The organism is Methylophaga sp. F-2, assembly GCF_056859315.1.
Window position 1 is genome coordinate 90,654 of the sequence record NZ_JBSXOF010000021.1, and the last position, 17,506, is coordinate 108,159.

12 protein-coding genes are annotated in these 17,506 nt (G+C 45.4%); 2 read left to right on the forward strand and 10 right to left on the reverse strand.

Annotation, left to right across the window (positions count from 1 at the left end; all coding sequences use genetic code 11):
• Nucleotides 1-2: 2 nt before the first annotated feature.
• Nucleotides 3-728 carry a sulfite exporter TauE/SafE family protein gene (locus tag AC13DA_RS15040; protein WP_284451549.1) on the reverse strand — a complete coding sequence of 242 codons (726 nt, stop codon included), beginning with the start codon at nucleotides 726-728 and terminating at the stop codon, nucleotides 3-5.
• Nucleotides 729-888: 160 nt separating this feature from the next.
• Here AC13DA_RS15040 and AC13DA_RS15045 point away from each other — a divergent pair, with 160 nt between their 5' ends.
• Nucleotides 889-3,108, forward strand: coding sequence for a TonB-dependent receptor (locus AC13DA_RS15045; protein ID WP_284451548.1), 2,220 nt, complete (start codon nucleotides 889-891; stop codon nucleotides 3,106-3,108).
• A 54-nt stretch (nucleotides 3,109-3,162) separates the two neighbouring features.
• Here the strand turns inward: AC13DA_RS15045 and ppx are convergent, their stop codons facing one another.
• From ppx to AC13DA_RS15090, 9 genes are all read right to left on the reverse strand, one after another.
• On the reverse strand, nucleotides 3,163-4,701 hold the full coding sequence (gene ppx, locus AC13DA_RS15050; RefSeq protein WP_482945998.1) for an exopolyphosphatase: 1,539 nt from the start codon (nucleotides 4,699-4,701) through the stop codon (nucleotides 3,163-3,165).
• Nucleotides 4,702-4,804: 103 nt separating this feature from the next.
• Complete coding sequence (phoU, locus tag AC13DA_RS15055) at nucleotides 4,805-5,527, reverse strand: phosphate signaling complex protein PhoU (RefSeq protein WP_007143987.1); 723 nt, start codon at nucleotides 5,525-5,527, stop codon at nucleotides 4,805-4,807.
• 22 nt (nucleotides 5,528-5,549) lie between these two features.
• Nucleotides 5,550-6,392, reverse strand: a complete 843-nt coding sequence (pstB, locus tag AC13DA_RS15060; RefSeq protein ID WP_007143988.1) for a phosphate ABC transporter ATP-binding protein PstB — start codon at nucleotides 6,390-6,392, stop codon at nucleotides 5,550-5,552.
• A gap of 3 nt (nucleotides 6,393-6,395) precedes the next feature.
• Nucleotides 6,396-8,069 carry a phosphate ABC transporter permease PstA gene (pstA, locus tag AC13DA_RS15065; protein WP_284451546.1) on the reverse strand — a complete coding sequence of 558 codons (1,674 nt, stop codon included), beginning with the start codon at nucleotides 8,067-8,069 and terminating at the stop codon, nucleotides 6,396-6,398.
• A 13-nt stretch (nucleotides 8,070-8,082) separates the two neighbouring features.
• Nucleotides 8,083-10,353, reverse strand: coding sequence for an ABC transporter permease subunit (locus AC13DA_RS15070; RefSeq protein ID WP_284451545.1), 2,271 nt, complete (start codon nucleotides 10,351-10,353; stop codon nucleotides 8,083-8,085).
• Between the two features lie 134 nt (nucleotides 10,354-10,487).
• Nucleotides 10,488-11,444: a PstS family phosphate ABC transporter substrate-binding protein gene (locus AC13DA_RS15075; RefSeq protein WP_007143991.1), complete on the reverse strand. Its 957-nt coding sequence runs from the start codon at nucleotides 11,442-11,444 to the stop codon at nucleotides 10,488-10,490.
• 143 nt (nucleotides 11,445-11,587) lie between these two features.
• Nucleotides 11,588-12,877, reverse strand: coding sequence for a phosphate regulon sensor histidine kinase PhoR (gene phoR / locus AC13DA_RS15080; protein WP_273178449.1), 1,290 nt, complete (start codon nucleotides 12,875-12,877; stop codon nucleotides 11,588-11,590).
• Nucleotides 12,878-12,889: 12 nt separating this feature from the next.
• Nucleotides 12,890-13,582: a phosphate regulon transcriptional regulator PhoB gene (gene phoB / locus AC13DA_RS15085; RefSeq protein ID WP_273178450.1), complete on the reverse strand. Its 693-nt coding sequence runs from the start codon at nucleotides 13,580-13,582 to the stop codon at nucleotides 12,890-12,892.
• A gap of 189 nt (nucleotides 13,583-13,771) precedes the next feature.
• On the reverse strand, nucleotides 13,772-15,418 hold the full coding sequence (locus AC13DA_RS15090; RefSeq protein WP_284451544.1) for an inorganic phosphate transporter: 1,647 nt from the start codon (nucleotides 15,416-15,418) through the stop codon (nucleotides 13,772-13,774).
• A gap of 140 nt (nucleotides 15,419-15,558) precedes the next feature.
• Here AC13DA_RS15090 and dsbD point away from each other — a divergent pair, with 140 nt between their 5' ends.
• Entirely contained in the window at nucleotides 15,559-17,376 is a 1,818-nt protein-coding gene (dsbD, locus tag AC13DA_RS15095) for a protein-disulfide reductase DsbD (RefSeq protein WP_284451543.1), read from the forward strand.
• Nucleotides 17,377-17,506 lie beyond the last annotated feature (130 nt).

Here is a 17,506-nt window from a genome sequence, read left to right on the forward strand (position 1 = left end):
GCTTACCCCTGCATCTGATGTTGATGATCAGGCATGGCATGATGCTCATGCAGACTTTCCATCGGCCAGAACAAGGTCGCTAATGCCATCAGAATAATCAGTATCCCTGCGGCTTTACGTAAGTTTGGCGAACGTCCCAGCGCAGCTAACATACCGGTAAATAAACCCGCGCCCATCACCGCCGGTAAGGTGCCCGCGCCAAATGACAGCATCACCAGCCCGCCTTTAATCGGGTCACCGGCAGTGGCTGCTACAGCCAGTGCGGCATAAACCAGACCACAGGGCAACCAGCCCCAAACCATGCCCAGAAAAAATGCCTGGCTGCCTTTTCTGACTGGTAACAGTTTTTGCCCAATAGGCTGCAATAACCGCCATAAAGGTGCGCCCATACGCTCGGCACGAGCAAATTTAGGGAACCAGCCAGCCAGATATAAGCCCATTGAAATCATAATGATGACCGACAATACCCTGAGTACCCAATGTGCGTTCAGTTGGGTCAGTGGCGTACTTAACAGACCGACGATAATGCCAGCAAAGCTATAACTCAGAATACGGCCGACATTGTAGTTAAATACAAACGGTAACATCCGTCGCTGACTCTCTCTTACTTCTTTCGGCAAGCTCAGCGTCAATGCGCCAATCACCGAGCCACACATCGCAATACAATGCACCGTACTGAATAAACCGAGTAAAAAAGCCGTGATATAGGAACTGGTAATAGCAGCCATGCTTACAGTCTTCTCTTATTTTTTTTGATTAATTATCAGGTTAGCACGCCTTTTCAGCATGAATTTGTGTCATTTCACCTACTACTTATTGAAAAAACACACTTCTTAATAACGATAACTTCCTATTATTTTTGGTTGGGTTATCTGAGAGAGAAGATAAATGAAACGCACCAGTCTGTCACTCAGCATCATGCTGAGTTTATTCCTACCATCACTTGCCTATGCCGAACACAAGCACGATGTCGCACAACTAGACAAAGTCACCGTGTCTGGCGAAGCCATTCAACCGTTACCTCAAGACAGTGCCGGACTTGATCTGGAAGCACTCAAATCAAAGCGTGCCCAATCAAGTGATACGGCCTCTTTATTAAAAGGTATTCCAGGTGTCTCCTTATATGGGGCTGGTGGCGTATCCAGTCTGCCAGTGATTCATGGTCTAGCTGACGATCGTCTTCGGATTAAAGTTGATGGGATGGATCTGATTTCAGCCTGTGCTAATCATATGAATCCGCCACTGTCATACATTGCGCCGAATAATATTGCTGAATTAAAAGTGTATTCAGGCATTACACCAGTTAGTGCTGGTGGCGACAGTATTGGCGGGACTATCATCGCCAAAAGTAAACAACCTGAGTTTGCCAAAGATGCTGACAGCGTATTATCAAAAGGTGAAATCGGTGCCTTCTACCGCACTAATGGCGACGCTCGTGGCGCCAATTTATCCACCACACTGGCAACGGAGAGCTTTAGCCTTAATTACACCGGTTCCACCAGTAAAGCGAATAATTATGATGCGGCAGATAGTTTTAAAACTGCAGGCCCCGCCGCCTCTAATCGTGGCTGGTTAGATGGTGATGAAGTCGGCTCCACCGCCTATGAAACACGTAACCATGCTTTAAACCTTGGCTTTAAACTTGATAATCACTTATTGCAATTAAAACTGGCCCATCAGGATATCCCTTATCAAGGTTTTCCAAACCAACGTATGGATATGACCGAAAACCGGAGTAATCAAGTCAATTTAATCTACAACGGTCTGTTTGATTGGGGCTCCTTGGAAGCCTCGGTTTATCGTGAAAAAACACACCACAAAATGCAGTTTGGTGATGATAAGCAGTTTTTATATGGCACTGCCGAAGGCATGCCAATGGAGACTGAAGGCCGCAATACTGGCGTCTCGTTAAAAACAGAAATCATACTTAATGATCGTGACTTATTAAGAGTCGGTACGGAGTTACAAAAATACCGTCTGGATGATTTCTGGGAGCCCACGGGTTCCGGGATGATGGCACCAAATACCTTTGAAAATATCAATAATGGTCAACGCGACCGTTATGCTATTTATACGGAATGGGAAGCCGACTGGACCTCAAAATGGACAACATTGGCAGGTATTCGTCATGAAACGGTGAAAATGGATGCCGACAATGTTCAAGGATATAACACAACAAATTACAACCCTACTGACTTCAATAATGCAGATAAAAGCAAAACCGATAACAATCTTGATCTGACCTTAATGGGACGTTTCACCCCATCTGATAATGCCAGTTATGAATTCGGTTACGCTCAGAAAACACGTTCCCCTAACCTCTATGAACGTTATGCCTGGTCAAGCAACGGTATGGCTATGCGTATGGTGAATCTGGTCGGTGATGGCAATGGTTATGTTGGGAATGTGGATTTGGAGCCAGAAATTGCACACACCATCAGCTTCACAGCCGACTGGCATGATGCTGACAAGCAGGACTGGAATGTGACTTTCACCCCCTACATCAGTTACGTAGATGATTTTATCGATGCCAAACGCTGTAGCGGTGAAACTGGGATGATGGCGGTATGTACAGCCACTAATCTGAGCACGACAGATAACTTTGTCTACCTGCAATATGACAATGTCTCAGCGAAGTTATATGGCGCGGATTTGTCATTGGCTAAACACCTTTATCATGATGACCAGATTGGTCATATCAGTGGCCAAGCGGTGTTCAGTTATGTCAGGGGTAAAAACCGTGATACTGGCGACAATCTGTACAACATCATGCCATTAAATGCGACATTCACTTTGCAGCATGCCAAAGGTGCCTGGCATAACACCGCTGAATGGCAAGTAGTCGCTGCTAAAGATCAGGTAAACGATGAACGGAATGAACAGGAAACAGCGGGCTATGGCTTATTAAACTTACGTACCAGCTATGAGTGGAAACAAGCACGTGTTGATTTTGGTATCGACAATGTTCTGGATAAAGCTTACAGCGAACCATTGTCAGGTGCTTATACGGGTCAGGGAATGACAATGTCAGGTTCCGGTGTGCCTTGGGGCGTTACCGTTCCCGGCATGGGACGGTCATTTTATACGGCTGTCAGTTACTCTTTTTAGTTAAAACAAGGCATCTCTGCCGAGATTATCCAGAGATGCCTTTTTATTGCTTAGCTAGGCTACAACACTCAATTTCAAATCCACTTTTTTCAGTTGTTCCACTTCATGGGCCAGGTCGGCTTCAGTTAATGGATGCTCTTTTAACCAACCATCAGGCAAAACCAGCATCATCTTTTTACCGTCTAATTTTAACTTGATATAGGTATCGGCATGCTCAGACCGGCCGCGATTAAACACCATGGAAAGTCGCAGCAGCACCGTTAAGCGTTGTGTGCTTAACTGCATTTCATCCGATAATTTATTGATATGTTTTTTCGGGAATGAACGCCGTTGCCCCCTGACCATTACTGATAAGGCATGCTGTTCCTCACGGGAAAAGCCGGGTAAATCCGAATGTTCCACCAGATAGGCCGAGTGTTTATGAAACTGGTTATGAGAGATAGACAATCCTACTTCATGGAGTTTACAGGCCCATTGCAGACGATGCAGTAACTCATCGTGATCCAGCTCCCACTCATGTGCCACTTGCTCATACAGTTGGGTTGCCATCACCGCAACACGTTCGGCATGCGCCTCATCAACGTGATAGCGACGCATCAAGGCTAGGACGGTGCGATCACGCTCATCATCGTGCTGAATACGGCCAAGCAGGTCATACAATAACCCTTCTCTTAAAGCGCCATCGGATACAATCATTTTTTCAATGCCGAGTCGCTCGAACGCAGCAGCCAATACACACAAGCCACCAGCTAATACATTATTTCGCTCTTCAGACAGCCCTTCAAACTTTGCCTCTTCGACGCTGCCGGCTTCGATAAGATGGTTTACCATCTTCTCCAGCGCCTTGCCGGTAATCACGCCATCATCAGCCCAGCCGTGTTCTTTGCATATATTGGCGACCGTTCGAATCGTGCCCGATGCGCCAACAGCCTCCTGCCAGCCAGCCTGACGATAAGGTCGCTGGATATAACGAATACGTCTTGCCGCAGCCAACATCGCATGTTGCATCTGTGTCGCCGTGGTTTTGCCATCAGCAAAAAACTTTTGTGAAAAACTGACACAGCCCATTTCCAGGCTCTCGCGCATCAAGCCTTTAAATCCGTCACCAATGATAAATTCGGTACTGCCACCGCCGATGTCCATCACTAAACGGCGGCTGTCATCAAAGCCCAACGAATGAGCCACGCCCAGATAAATCAGTCGGGCTTCTTCTTCACCGGTGATAATTTCAATCGGATGACCCAAGGCAAGGCGAGCCTGGCGCAGAAAACGTCGTGAATTATGTGCGATACGTAAGGTATTGGTGCCTACCACCCTGACGCTGCCGTATGGCAAATCCTTTATGCGTTCGCCAAACCGTTCCAGACAGGCTATCGCCCGTTCCTGAGCTTCCAATGAAAGGTAGTGATGTTTATCCAGTCCAGCCCGGAGCTGTACCATTTCCCGAAGTCTGTCGACCACTTGAAAATGGCCATCACGCATTCGGGCGATGATCATGTGAAAGCTGTTAGAGCCGAGGTCCACCGCCGCCAGCACATCATGATTTGTTTCTTCCATAGCACCTGTCAGTTCGTTTTTCGGTTTATTCTGCACTAGCTGGTTGCTGGTGAACAATGTTAAATCATCTTTTCCATAAAAAAAGCCTGGTCTCAAACGCAACCAGGCCCTTTTTAGCCGTGACGAAAATCCTCTTTTTTTATTCAATAAGTTGACCTTTAATCACTTGTTCGGCTTTTTCGATACTCAAATGGCGCACATCTTTACCTTCCACCAGATAAATAATGTGTTCACAAATATTATTAGCATGATCACCAATACGTTCCAATGAGCGCGCAGACCACATCATATCAATCACGCGAGTAACGGCTCGGGTATCTTCCATCATATACGTCATTAACTGACGTAAAATCGCCTCATATTCGGCATCGACTTCACGGTCTTCTTTTGCCACACGTAAAGCCATATCCACATCAAATCGCGCAAAAGCATCCAATGCATCGCGTAACATGCCACGCACATGATTTCCCATGGCTTGCAGCTCTCGGTAATTATGCTTGGGACGATCTTTTTCAGACAGATTCAGTGCCATTCTGGCAATACGCACAGACTCATCACCAATGCGTTCCAAATCGGTAATGGTTTTTAATATGCCGGAGACAAGGCGTAAATCCCCTGCCGTTGGCTGGCGAAGCGCAATAATCTGAATACATTCCTCATCGATACTGACTTCTAATGAATTTACCTCATCGTCGTAAGCAATCACTTCACGAGCAATATCGGCATCACCTTTAATCAGGGCTTCCATCGCGTTATGAACTTGCTGCTCGACTAGACCACCCATCGCTAAAACACGAGAACGGATATCCTGTAATTCATTCTCAAATTGTTGCGAAATATGTTGGGAAGTAGTTGTAACCATATGCGTCTCTCCTCAGCCCGGATTAACCGTAACGGCCGGTAATATAATCTTCTGTTTGTTTTTTACTTGGGTTGGTAAAGAGTTCATCAGTGGCACCAAACTCTATTAATTCGCCCATATACATAAATGCAGTGTAATCAGATACCCGCGCCGCTTGCTGCATATTATGAGTCACGATCACGATCGTATACTTTTCTTTCAGTTCGTAAATCAACTCTTCAATTTTTAATGTAGAGAGTGGATCCAGAGCCGAGGCCGGTTCATCAAGCAGCAAGACTTCGGGTTCGATAGCAATAGCACGGGCTATCACTAGACGTTGCTGCTGACCACCTGACATACCCATCGCTGACTCGTGAAGACGATCTTTGACTTCATCCCATAAGGCGGCACCTTTTAATGATTTTTCAACCACTTTATCTAAAGTAGAACGATCATTGACACCTTGCAGACGCAGACCATACGCCACGTTTTCATAGATAGACTTAGGAAATGGATTGGGTTTTTGAAATACCATTCCGACCTGACGGCGTAAATCCGCCACATTCACGGAGGGTGAATTAATTTCCATCTTATCAAGCAATAATTGACCTTCCATCCTGACAGAGTCAATCAGATCGTTCATACGGTTAAAACAGCGTAATAACGTTGATTTACCACAACCACTTGGGCCGATAAACGCGGTCACTCGATTTTTTGGAATCTGCATATTGATATTGTGCAGAGCCTGTTTATCACCATAAAACAGGTTAAAGTCTTTGACTTGCAGGCACAGCGTTTCATTATCCAGGTTCACACGAGGCCCTCTTTGCATCGACTCAATATCAATGCCTCGCGATACATTTTTCTGTTCTTTGACTGCTTCCATCGTTTAACTCTCACTTGCTTTATAAGTTTCTCGCAGACGATTACGAATACCAATCGCTGCCAGGTTCAGCACAACAATAATCAATACCAATAAAAATGCCGTGGCATAGACCAGCGGTCTGGCGGCTTCAACGTTCGGGCTTTGGAAACCCACATCATAGATATGGAAACCCAGGTGCATAAATTGACGATCCAAATGCAGGTATGGCGCAATATTATCAATCGCTAGTGACGGTGCCAGTTTCACCACCCCAACCATCATCAGCGGCGCCACCTCACCTGCCGCCCTGGCGACAGCCAGAATCAAGCCCGTCATCATCGCCGGTGCGGCCATTGGCAATACTGTTCGCCACAAGGTTTCTGCTTTTGTCGCCCCAAGCGCCAGACTACCTTCACGAATCGCTCTCGGAATACGCGACAAGCCCTCTTCCGTTGCGACAATGACCACCGGCACAGTCAAAATCGCTAAGGTTAGCGAGGCCCATAATAAACCTGGTGAACCAAAGGTAGGGGCTGGTAGTTTGGCCTGGAAGAAAATCTCATCCACGCTACCACCGATGAAATAAACAAAAAAACCAAGACCAAATACACCATAGACGATGGATGGCACACCAGCCAGATTATTGACCGCGATACGAATCAATCGAACCACAGCACCTTGTTTGGCATATTCCTTTAGATAAACAGCTGCAATTACCCCAAACGGCGTGACCAGTACAGACATGATCATCACCATCATGACTGTACCGAAAATCGCCGGGAAAATACCACCTTCCGTGTTTGCTTCACGCGGCTCGCCTGACACAAACTCCCAGGCATTGTGGAAATACTGGCCCAGCTTCTGTAGCGTAGTCATCGCATTCGGTTTATATGCCTGAACGATTTTTGCCATTGGTATTTCGGCTTCACGGCCATCAGAAATCTTGACGGTGATTTGATCGCGATTCAGCTCTGAATATAATTCATCTAACTCTTCACGAATTTTTGCATAACGTGTATTGAGTTGCTTACGTTCCTCTTCAATTTCCAGATACGGTGTCGTGCCTTTTTCAACCTTATCGAGCTCTAATCGACGCTGTTCAATTCGCAGCTCTTCAAGACCATGATTGATCTTGCCGATATCCGACTTTTCGATATCTTTTATCTTGTTATACAAAGCATTACTTCGGGCTAATCGTTGCTGAAATGCATCCCAGGCCTGTTCACCCTCAGCGATAACTTCACCCTGCTGTTTAACATTGACCAGATAACCATAAAAGTTGCCCCATTCACGTCGCTCTATTGATATCAGGCCGTCAGGTTTTTGTGTATCTTCAATCCAGGGATCGTTAATCCAACGAAAATCGAGACCAAAAAAGTCACGATTACCTATCTTTAATAAGGTTCGATTGGCTGTTTCCTGGCCTTCGGGTAAATGCACACCTGATAAAGCCAAACGAGCGGCAGGCACCGTTTCATGATCCACGCGTTCGCCCACCAGCATGATTTTTTCTTCGCCGGGTTCGGCATAGCTCAGCTCAACGATATCAGCAGGCCAGAAATGGCTCAGGCCTCTCACGGCGATCAAACCAATCAAGCCGATGACCATCACCAGACTGATACTGACCGCGCCGGCATTTAACCAAACCCAAGGTTTACCGCTATCAAACCAGATTTTCATTGAAGAACGTTGTTTCATTCTATATTCCTAACTACAGCGAGCTGTATTTATTACGTAAGCGCTGGCGCACAATTTCAGCAACGGTATTCAACACAAATGTCGCTAAGAACAATACCAATGCCGCCAGAAACAATACGCGATAATGCGAACTAGCCACTTCAGCCTCTGGCATCTCTACAGCGATATTGGCGGATAAGGCTCTGAAGCCTTCAAAGATATTGAAATCCATAATCGGTGTATTACCTGTTGCCATCAGTACAATCATCGTCTCACCAACAGCACGGCCCAAACCAATCATCACCGCAGAGAAGATACCTGGGCTCGCCGTCAGCAACACCACTCGCGTCATGGTTTGCCATGGGGTTGCACCTAAAGCTAATGAACCTATCGTCAAATGTTTCGGCACACCAAAAATCGCATCTTCGGTAATAGAGAAAATTGTCGGAATCACCGCAAAGCCCATAACCAATCCGACTACCAGCGAATTACGCTGGTCATAATTAATACCGATATCATTTAAAAATTGCGGCATATTGCCATCAAATAACCACAGCTCAATCGCACCACTGGTCGCCATCGAGACATAACCGACTAACAACACAATTGGAATCAACACCGCCGGCTCCCAGCCATCAGGAATGCGTTCACGCCATGCTTTAGGTAATTTTGTCCAACCCCAGGCAGTCAAAATAATCATCACCGGCAACATAAACAGCAATGTGAACACACCAGGCAAATGGTCTTCGACTAATGGTGCTAACCATAAACCCGCGAGGAAACCTAAAATAACCGTTGGCAAAGCCTCCATAATTTCGATGGTCGGTTTCACAAAGCTACGCATTCTGGGCGACATAAAATAGGCGGTAAAAATTGCGCCCATAATCGCCAGTGGAACAGCTACCAACATCGCGTAGAAGGCCGCTTTGATGGTGCCGAATGTCAGTGGCGTTAAACTAAATTTAGGTTCAAAGTCATTACTGGCTGACGATGACTGCCAGATATATTCAGGCTGATCACGACTTTCATACCAAACTTTTTCCCATAAGGAATGCCAGGAGATGTCCGGATGTTCATTACGAATATCCAGTAACTTCACGTCACCATTATCAGTCATGCTGATAAGACCATTTGCCCTTGGTGAGAGGCCAATAACCGCTTCGCTGTCCACATACGGTTCAACCAATAACGTCCGGTGAGCCGTGGTGTGATAAATCCCCAATTGTCCGGTTTTATCCAGCGTTAAAAAGCCTTTACGGGCTTGCTCTGGTGCAATGGCAATAATCGGGCTGCTCTGAGCATTAAAACTACGCACATTATGTAAGGTGTAGTTATTGTCCTTGTCTCTGACCGGAAACCATTGATCAATCTGACCGTCGCTGCGTCCCACCAGAATAGAAATACCGCCTGTCAGAAATTCAAAGCTCGTAATATTCACGCCTGTGGGTACCGCTTTGATTTTCTGAATTAAACGCGGTTTATCTAGCTGCTGAACATCGTAGTAATAAATAAAGCCCTTATCATCGGCCAGATAAAGCTCACGTTGATCAACATCCAGTTTGACCTGAGTCAGATCACTGACATCCGTTAAGGGGATCTCATGCTTTTCTTCGTTGATGGTAAATTGGGTGTCATCAAGGAAATCCACTTCTTTTTCAAAGCGTTTCAGTATTAGACGCTTATCCTCGGTGTAAGCAATGAATGTTGTTTTATCTTCATAACTCTGAACTGAAAGCAGGCTGATTGACTTGCCTTGATCGTCAATCACAACATGCTTTTCACCTAATGGATAAGTGACTTCTGGCACGATAACGCGTTGTGTTCCGGTTGGATAAGTCACTTTGTATTTTTCTTTAATGACTAATGCGCTGCCATCATTAAAACCATAACTAAATACACCTGTCGTTGCGGCACCAGCACTGACAGTGCTGATGGTTTTCCCCGCCAACGGCAGTGAGGTTTCGGTCATCGTTTTGCCGGTTTTGGCATCAAAAAAACGTACCATGCCGCTAGCTTCGACAGCCATGGCCACCGTGTTGTATTCGTTCAGGGATAAAAAGGCAGGTTGTTTAAAATCGCTGTGATATGTCGCTTCTGTCTTCAGACTTGCCCCTTGAAATAAGGGCATCACCACATAGAGCAGATAAAAGAAAATCAGCACAATAGCCAGGATGACTGAAATACCACCCACTGCCACACCATATTTGGCAATACGATCTTTCACCTCACGCCATGCACGTCTGCGATTTGCTACTTTGGAACCGGGCGCAGGTAATACACTATCTTCGACTGTTTGTTCTTGCATCTAGCAATACCACTTCATTTATTTTTCAGCTTTATTTATTGCTAAACATACTGACTTAGAGTGTTTTTAGCGATAAATTTAGAAAAAACGCCCCGTAAAAACGAGGCGTCTTCCCGATCATGACAAATGCTGTTTTATTGCAGCTTTTGCAGTTCTTTTTCTACAACTGAGTCTGGTAGTGGAATATAACCATCTTTTACTACCACTTTCTGACCCACTTTTGACAGGATCATTTTAATGAATTCACGGTCAATTGGCGCTAATGGTTTGTTAGGCGCTTTGTTGATGTAAACGTACAAGTAACGTGAAAGCGGGTAAGAACCATTCGCTGCATTATCTAATGTTGCAGGAATCATTTTACCGCCCTCTTCTTTAGCTAAAGCAAGTGCTTTAACACCAGACGTTTTATAACCGATACCTGAGTAACCAATACCGTTAAGCGATTTTGTCACACCTTGAACCACTGATGCTGAACCAGGTTGCTCATTTACGCTGTTTTTGTAGTCACCTTTACATAAAGCGTGATCTTTAAAGTAACCATAAGTACCGGAAACAGAGTTACGACCATAAAGTTGGATGTTACCTAAATCCTGACCTAGCTGTTTCCAGTTAGTAATGTCTTCTGGGTAACCACAGGTGCGGGTTGCAGAGAAAATCGCATCCACTTGAGGAATAGTCAGACCATCAATTGGGTTGTCTTTGTGCACATAGACAGCCAAAGCATCGATAGCGACACGAATGGGTGTGGCTTTGTAACCATATTTCGCTTCAAATGCCGCGTCTTCTTTATCTTTCATTTTGCGGCTCATTGGACCAAAGTTAGAAGTACCTTCAGTCAATGCAGGTGGCGCAGTTGAAGAACCTGCAGCCTGAATTTGAATACTCACATTTGGGTATTCACGTTTGAACTCTTCAGCCCACATTGTCATCAAGTTAGCTAATGTGTCTGAACCAACACTCGATAAGCTGCCTGAAATACCGCTCACTTTTTCGTAGTCAGGTAAAGCAGGATCAATATCACCAGCGAATGTCAGCGGCGAGAAAGCCATCGTCATTGCAGCACCTAGCAGAGCAAGGTTTTTCTTGAACATAGTGTTCAACTCCCAAAAATTAAAAGAAAAAAGCAACGTTATTAACGTAAGCGCTAGGTAGTATGAGTTTAGCGTGTGACAAGCATATGAAAAATATATGACAAAGAGATGACAGAGGCATTTTTTCTTTGTTTAACGGGCATTTATACCGGGATTTTCTCCACTGCTGCTGTCTCAGGAAAGCAACATTTAAAACTGCTACCTTTGCCTAACTCGCTAGTGATAATCAGTCTTGCGCCATGTCTTTGCAGCACGTGTTTAACGATCGCTAAGCCCAGCCCTGTGCCGCCAGCATCACTACTACGACCTTTATCAACACGGTAGAAACGTTCCGTCAGCCGATCTAAGTGATGAGCCGCTATACCTTCCCCTTCATCCGTTACTTCAATGCAGACGCCATCATCTGTTTCGCGCCAGCTGAGTGTGACCTTGCAACCCGCAGGAGTATATTTCACCGCATTAAAGACCAGATTAGATATTGCACTTCGTACTTCACCCAAATCACAAATCAACCATTTATCTGTTTCCAGATGGAGACTGAACTGATGCTCATGGTAGTGCTCCAATGCCTTGGCATCCTCAATGATGGAATGCAGCAACTTGTCCACATCCGTTGGAATGCGACGTAATGATTTTTCTCCAGTCTCCAACTGAGATAAGACCAATAAATCCTTAATCATCAAATGCATACGTTCACTTTGCTGACGCATTGCTGGCAGAGCCATTTTCCACTGTTCCGGATCGGTCTCTTCGGTAAACGCTTCCAGATAACCTCGTAAAACGGTTAGAGGTGTTTTTAGTTCATGCGAAACATTAGCAACAAAGTCACGACGCATACGCTGAAGTTTGATGGTCTGGGTAATATCACGGGCAATCAATAAGCGGCCCGAGCCCATGTAGTTCACCAGCTTGACTTCCAGCTGCACATCTTCATTCAGCGGTGATTTGACCGTCGTCGTGCCGCCGAGGTGGATATGATTTTCCAATAAGTGCTGAAAAGCAGGTTCACGAATGAGATTATTGATCCTGACATTGTTATCCCGGGGCCAGCGTACGCCTAATAACTCCCGAGCGGCCTGATTTGCCCAATCCACTTCACCAAACTCACCCAAGACAACGATGCCATCCGGTAAGGCGGCTGTTGCTGATTGAAAGCGTTTAAGGTATCCGGTTAGTTTTCTTTTCCGATTACTATTTTGTTGACGCATCTGCTCAATCTGACGACAGACATCATCAATGACCCCTTCCGCACTGGGAGAGCGACGTTTTTTGGGTTTTTGTAACCAATACCAGAGTTTGTACCAGTTATGCTGAAGCCACAAAGCATAGGCCAAAGTGGCAACAAACATAAATGCCATCATTTGACCAAATAACAGTCCGACAAAACCTGCCAGACTGACTAGTGTCAGTAGCCGCCAATTATCCCATTGCATATTTCAGTTCGCTTAATCGACTGAAAAACGGTATCCAACACCTCGAACGGTCTGGATAAATTGATCATGGCCTGTTGGCTCAAGTGCTTTGCGCAAACGACGTATATGGACATCCACGGTACGTTCTTCAATGTACACGGTATCGCCCCAGACATAATCCAGTAACTGTGAGCGACCATATGCGCGTTCAGGATTTTTCATGAAAAAGTGTAATAAGCGAAACTCGGTAGGCCCTAATTCAACACGCACATCATCAACAGTGACACGATGACTTTTTGTATCCAGCACTAAATTGCCAAACTGGAGTTTCTGAGCATCTTCATTTTCTGGCGGCTGGCAGCGACGTAATACCGCTTTAATACGAGCGATAAGCTCAGGTGGTGAAAAAGGTTTATTGACGTAATCATCAGCCCCAACAGCAAGACCTTTGACCATGTCTTCGCTTTCACCTTTGGCAGTAAGCATGATGACGGGAATATTGGCCAGAAACTCGTTAGCACGCAGACGACGAATAAACTCAATGCCATCAATGCCAGGTAACATCCAGTCGAGTAAAATCATATCGGGTTGGTTATTTTTTAATAAGTCCAAACCAGATTCTGCATCACCAACCGACTCGCAAGTCAGACCGGCCTGTTTCAGGGTGAACGTCAACATATCCCTGATGGCGACATCATCTTCAACCACTAATACGCTTGTAGCCATAAATTCATCCCAGTATTTCTTCAATCATAGTCCAAGTATCTTACCTCTGAATTATGACAATTTCGTAACAACCGTGTTTTTATTACCATTGCAGGCTACTTTATAGACTATCTGAAAAATATAAAGCCACAATTTTCGCTGGAAAATGTGGCTTTATGACAGTTTTATGTCAAAACACATGCCGTTGTTTTAACTCATAATTCCCTTAATCATGTAAAACAATGACGCGGCTAATACTGCGGCAGCAGGGACAGTGATTAACCAGGCTGTAACAATTTTTTTAACAATATCGCGTTTGACGTAAAGACTTTTCTTTTCTTTCTTCAATACTTTTTTGGCTTTTTTGAGCGTGTCTTTTTCACGGTCAATTGAGCTATATAACTGAGTGATGCGCTGGTAATCAGCCGCTGACTTTTGTTTTTTATCGAGCAACATATTCAGCTCACTGCGTAATGCGCTTAATAAACGTTTTTCTTCCTGAATTTCTTGTTTATCTCGCTCAATTTCCTGCTTGAGGCTACTCGACTTATCCATCCATTCTCGCAAGAAACCAACACCAAAAACACCGCCAATGGCAATATGCGTTGAGCTGACCGGCAAACCTAACTGGCTGGCGATAATGACCGTGATAGCGGCTGCCATCGCAATCGAAAATGCACGCATTTGATCCAGTTCAGTAATTTCACCACCCACGGTGCGAATCAAACGGGGACCATAGAGGCCCAGCCCAAGCGCAATACCAAAGGCACCGACAGCCATTACCCAGAAGGGTATGCCCGCTTTGGCATTAATACCGCCAGTCATCACAGCATCATGGATCGCTGCCAGCGGCCCGATTGCATTAGCCACATCATTCGCCCCATGAGCAAAACTCAATAAAGCCGCAGCAAAAATTAATGGGATGGTAAACAGAATATTGATGCTTTCACGATCGTTTTTCAGCTTGGGCAAACGACGGCGCAATGAGGCTTTGACTAAAAAGAAGGAAATAAAAGCGACGATCAAACCAATAGTTGATGCTTGCAACATGCTTGGTTTATCGACGATGTCGACGGTGAACAACCAGTCATTGACCAAGGTTAAGAACTTCGGCCAGATGTGTTTCAGGCCTTTTAAGACCAGATAAGTTACAAAAGCCCATGCCATGATCGATACATACACAGGTACCCATTTCAGCGAGGCGGCTATTTTGTTTTCCTGAAAGATAATGGTTTTTTTGATGGCAAACAAGAAAGCGGCGGCCACCACACCACCAATCACTGGAGAAATTACCCATGAGCCCACTATGGCGCCCATCGTTCCCCAGTTCACAATCTTAAACCCTGCTGCGGCAATACCTGCTCCCATCACACCACCGACAATAGAATGCGTGGTTGAAACAGGTGCGCGAGCAAATGTCGCCATATTTAACCAGAGTGCAGCCGCTAGTAACGCGGCCATCATTGCCCAGATGAAAGTATCACTCTCCTGACCAAAGGCATTGATATCGATGATGCCATTTTTAATCGTGGAAACCACATCGCCACCAGCAATAATGGCGCCGCTGGCCTCAAAAATCATCGCGATGACAATGGCACCAGTCATTGTCAAAGCCTTGGAGCCCACCGCAGGCCCGACATTGTTGGCAACATCATTGGCACCGATATTCATTGCCATATAAGCGCCAAAGACAGTGGCTATTGCCAGAAAGAGATTATTGGGAACGCCGCCACTGGTAACAAAGCTGTAGCCGAGCACGGCCACCATAAAAAAAAGGGCCATGCCGATTCTGGTTAGTTCAGCATGACTCTTCTTATAGGCTTGTTTTTCAATTTTATGGATGTCTTTTATTTCCACGATGATTCCGTTAATAACTACCCAAAACGGCGCAATTATTACAGCAATGTGACATGAGGCATACCCCAGACAAGACCGATGTAACTATTGCCTGCTATGATTGTCTTGTTATACAACCTTCTGACAAGCATTTGAGACTGATGAAAAAATTTTTATTTTTTATATTACTGCTAACCGTTTTTAATGCACATGCGCGCAGCAGCCTGTTTGATGGTTTAGGTCTGGGCAGTGATGAAGAGGTCCCACCACTTGTCGAAGACGCTTTTCAATTCAGCGCAGAAGTCAATGATGCCAACAGCATTCTGGCACATTGGAAAGTACTCGATGGTAACTACCTGTACCAGAATAAAATTCAGTTTGAAGTGGTTGGTAATGACAACGTTAAATTAGGCCAGATATCGCTACCCGCTGGCGAAAACAAGCAAGATGAAACCTTTGGTTTAGTGCAGGTTTATCATCATGATTTATCACTGATCATTCCCATTGAGCGCCCTGAAGGTCCAAGCACATTTACTCTCAAAGCACGCTTTCAGGGATGTTCAGAAAAATTTGGTATTTGTTATCCGCCCTCTGAGCAACAAGTTTATCTGGCTTTACCAGCCCTCAGCCAGGCCCCGCAACAAAAAGCGGATGACGCCAAACCCATTGCTAATCAACTCACCGAACAAGACCGTATCGCTCAGAAACTGGAACAGGAAAACCTAGGCCAAATCATTCTTGGTTTTATTGGACTGGGCCTGTTACTGGCATTTACCCCCTGTATCTTCCCGATGATTCCTATTTTATCCAGCATTATTGTCGGCGAAGGAGAACACATCACAACCCGCCGTGCTTTCACCTTGTCGCTTGTCTATGTTTTGGCGATGTCAGTGACATATACCATTGCCGGAGTGATCACGGGATTACTCGGTGAAAACTTACAAGCGATGTTTCAAAATCCATGGATAATCAGTGCATTCAGTGCCTTATTCGTTATTCTCGCTTTATCCATGTTCGGCTTATACGAGTTGCAACTGCCCCACACCGTTCAACACCGCCTACATCAACTCAGTCACAAGCAGCAAGGTGGCAAACTGATGGGAGTAGCGATGATGGGTTTACTGTCAGGCTTGATTGTTGGCCCTTGTCTGGCGCCACCGCTGGCGGGTACCTTAATTTTTATCGGCCAACATGCCGATCCCGTATTAGGCGGACTCGCTTTATTTGCGCTGAGTATAGGGATGGGTATGCCTCTGCTTATCATTGGTACATCGGCTGGCAAACTGCTTCCTAAAGCCGGCAACTGGATGATGTTTATTAAATCGGTGTTTGGCGTGCTGCTATTAGGTCTGGCCATCTGGATGTTGGAACGCATCATCCCCGGTTGGCTGACGTTGATTCTTTGGGGCGGCTTATTAATTGTGACCGCCGTCTACCTTGGCGCATTTAATCATCTTGATATTGATGCCACGGATCTCAATAAACTTAGTAAAGGTGTCGGTTTAATACTCTTTATATACGGCGCAATGTTGATGATTGGTGGTGCGAGTGGCAGCCAAAATGTCTGGCAACCGCTTAAGGCGATGGCACTAAGCTCTGACAAGTCACTGGTGTCACAACACCTTACTTTTTCACGTATAAGCGATCTGAACGAACTGAATCGTCGACTGGCCAGCACAACACAACCGGTGATGCTGGATTTTTATGCCGACTGGTGTACCGAATGTAAAACGATGGAAAACACAACGTTTCAGGATCCTGAAGTCATTGCCGCAATGAAAAATTACACCTTGCTGCAACTGGATATGACGGAAAATACGCAAGTCCATCAGGATATGCTGAAATCACTGCGGGTATTTGGCCCTCCGACCATGTTGTTTTTCGATAAAACAGGCAAAGAACTAAAGCAACACCGGCTGGTTGGCTTTGTAAAAACCGATACCTTCTTGGATCACATTAAGCAGATTCAGCGCCAATAACAGAAAACTCCAGAAACCAGACTTTTCGGCGAAAATAGCAACAAAAAGCCGCTTTTTATTTCGATAAACTGGACATCATCAGTTTGCTGGTGCACAATTCCGCCTATTATCTTTGACCCGTAATTGAAGG

Coding starts and splice junctions, on each gene's coding strand:
- AC13DA_RS15040 (WP_284451549.1), bottom strand. CDS start 728: ATGGCTGCTATTACCAGTTCCTATATCACGGCTTTTTTACTCGGTTTA.
- AC13DA_RS15075 (WP_007143991.1), bottom strand. CDS start 11,444: ATGTTCAAGAAAAACCTTGCTCTGCTAGGTGCTGCAATGACGATGGCT.
- pstB (WP_007143988.1), bottom strand. CDS start 6,392: ATGGAAGCAGTCAAAGAACAGAAAAATGTATCGCGAGGCATTGATATT.
- AC13DA_RS15070 (WP_284451545.1), bottom strand. CDS start 10,353: ATGCAAGAACAAACAGTCGAAGATAGTGTATTACCTGCGCCCGGTTCC.
- phoR (WP_273178449.1), bottom strand. CDS start 12,877: ATGCAATGGGATAATTGGCGGCTACTGACACTAGTCAGTCTGGCAGGT.
- dsbD (WP_284451543.1), top strand. CDS start 15,559: ATGAAAAAATTTTTATTTTTTATATTACTGCTAACCGTTTTTAATGCA.
- phoU (WP_007143987.1), bottom strand. CDS start 5,527: ATGGTTACAACTACTTCCCAACATATTTCGCAACAATTTGAGAATGAA.
- AC13DA_RS15045 (WP_284451548.1), top strand. CDS start 889: ATGAAACGCACCAGTCTGTCACTCAGCATCATGCTGAGTTTATTCCTA.
- phoB (WP_273178450.1), bottom strand. CDS start 13,582: ATGGCTACAAGCGTATTAGTGGTTGAAGATGATGTCGCCATCAGGGAT.
- pstA (WP_284451546.1), bottom strand. CDS start 8,069: ATGAAACAACGTTCTTCAATGAAAATCTGGTTTGATAGCGGTAAACCT.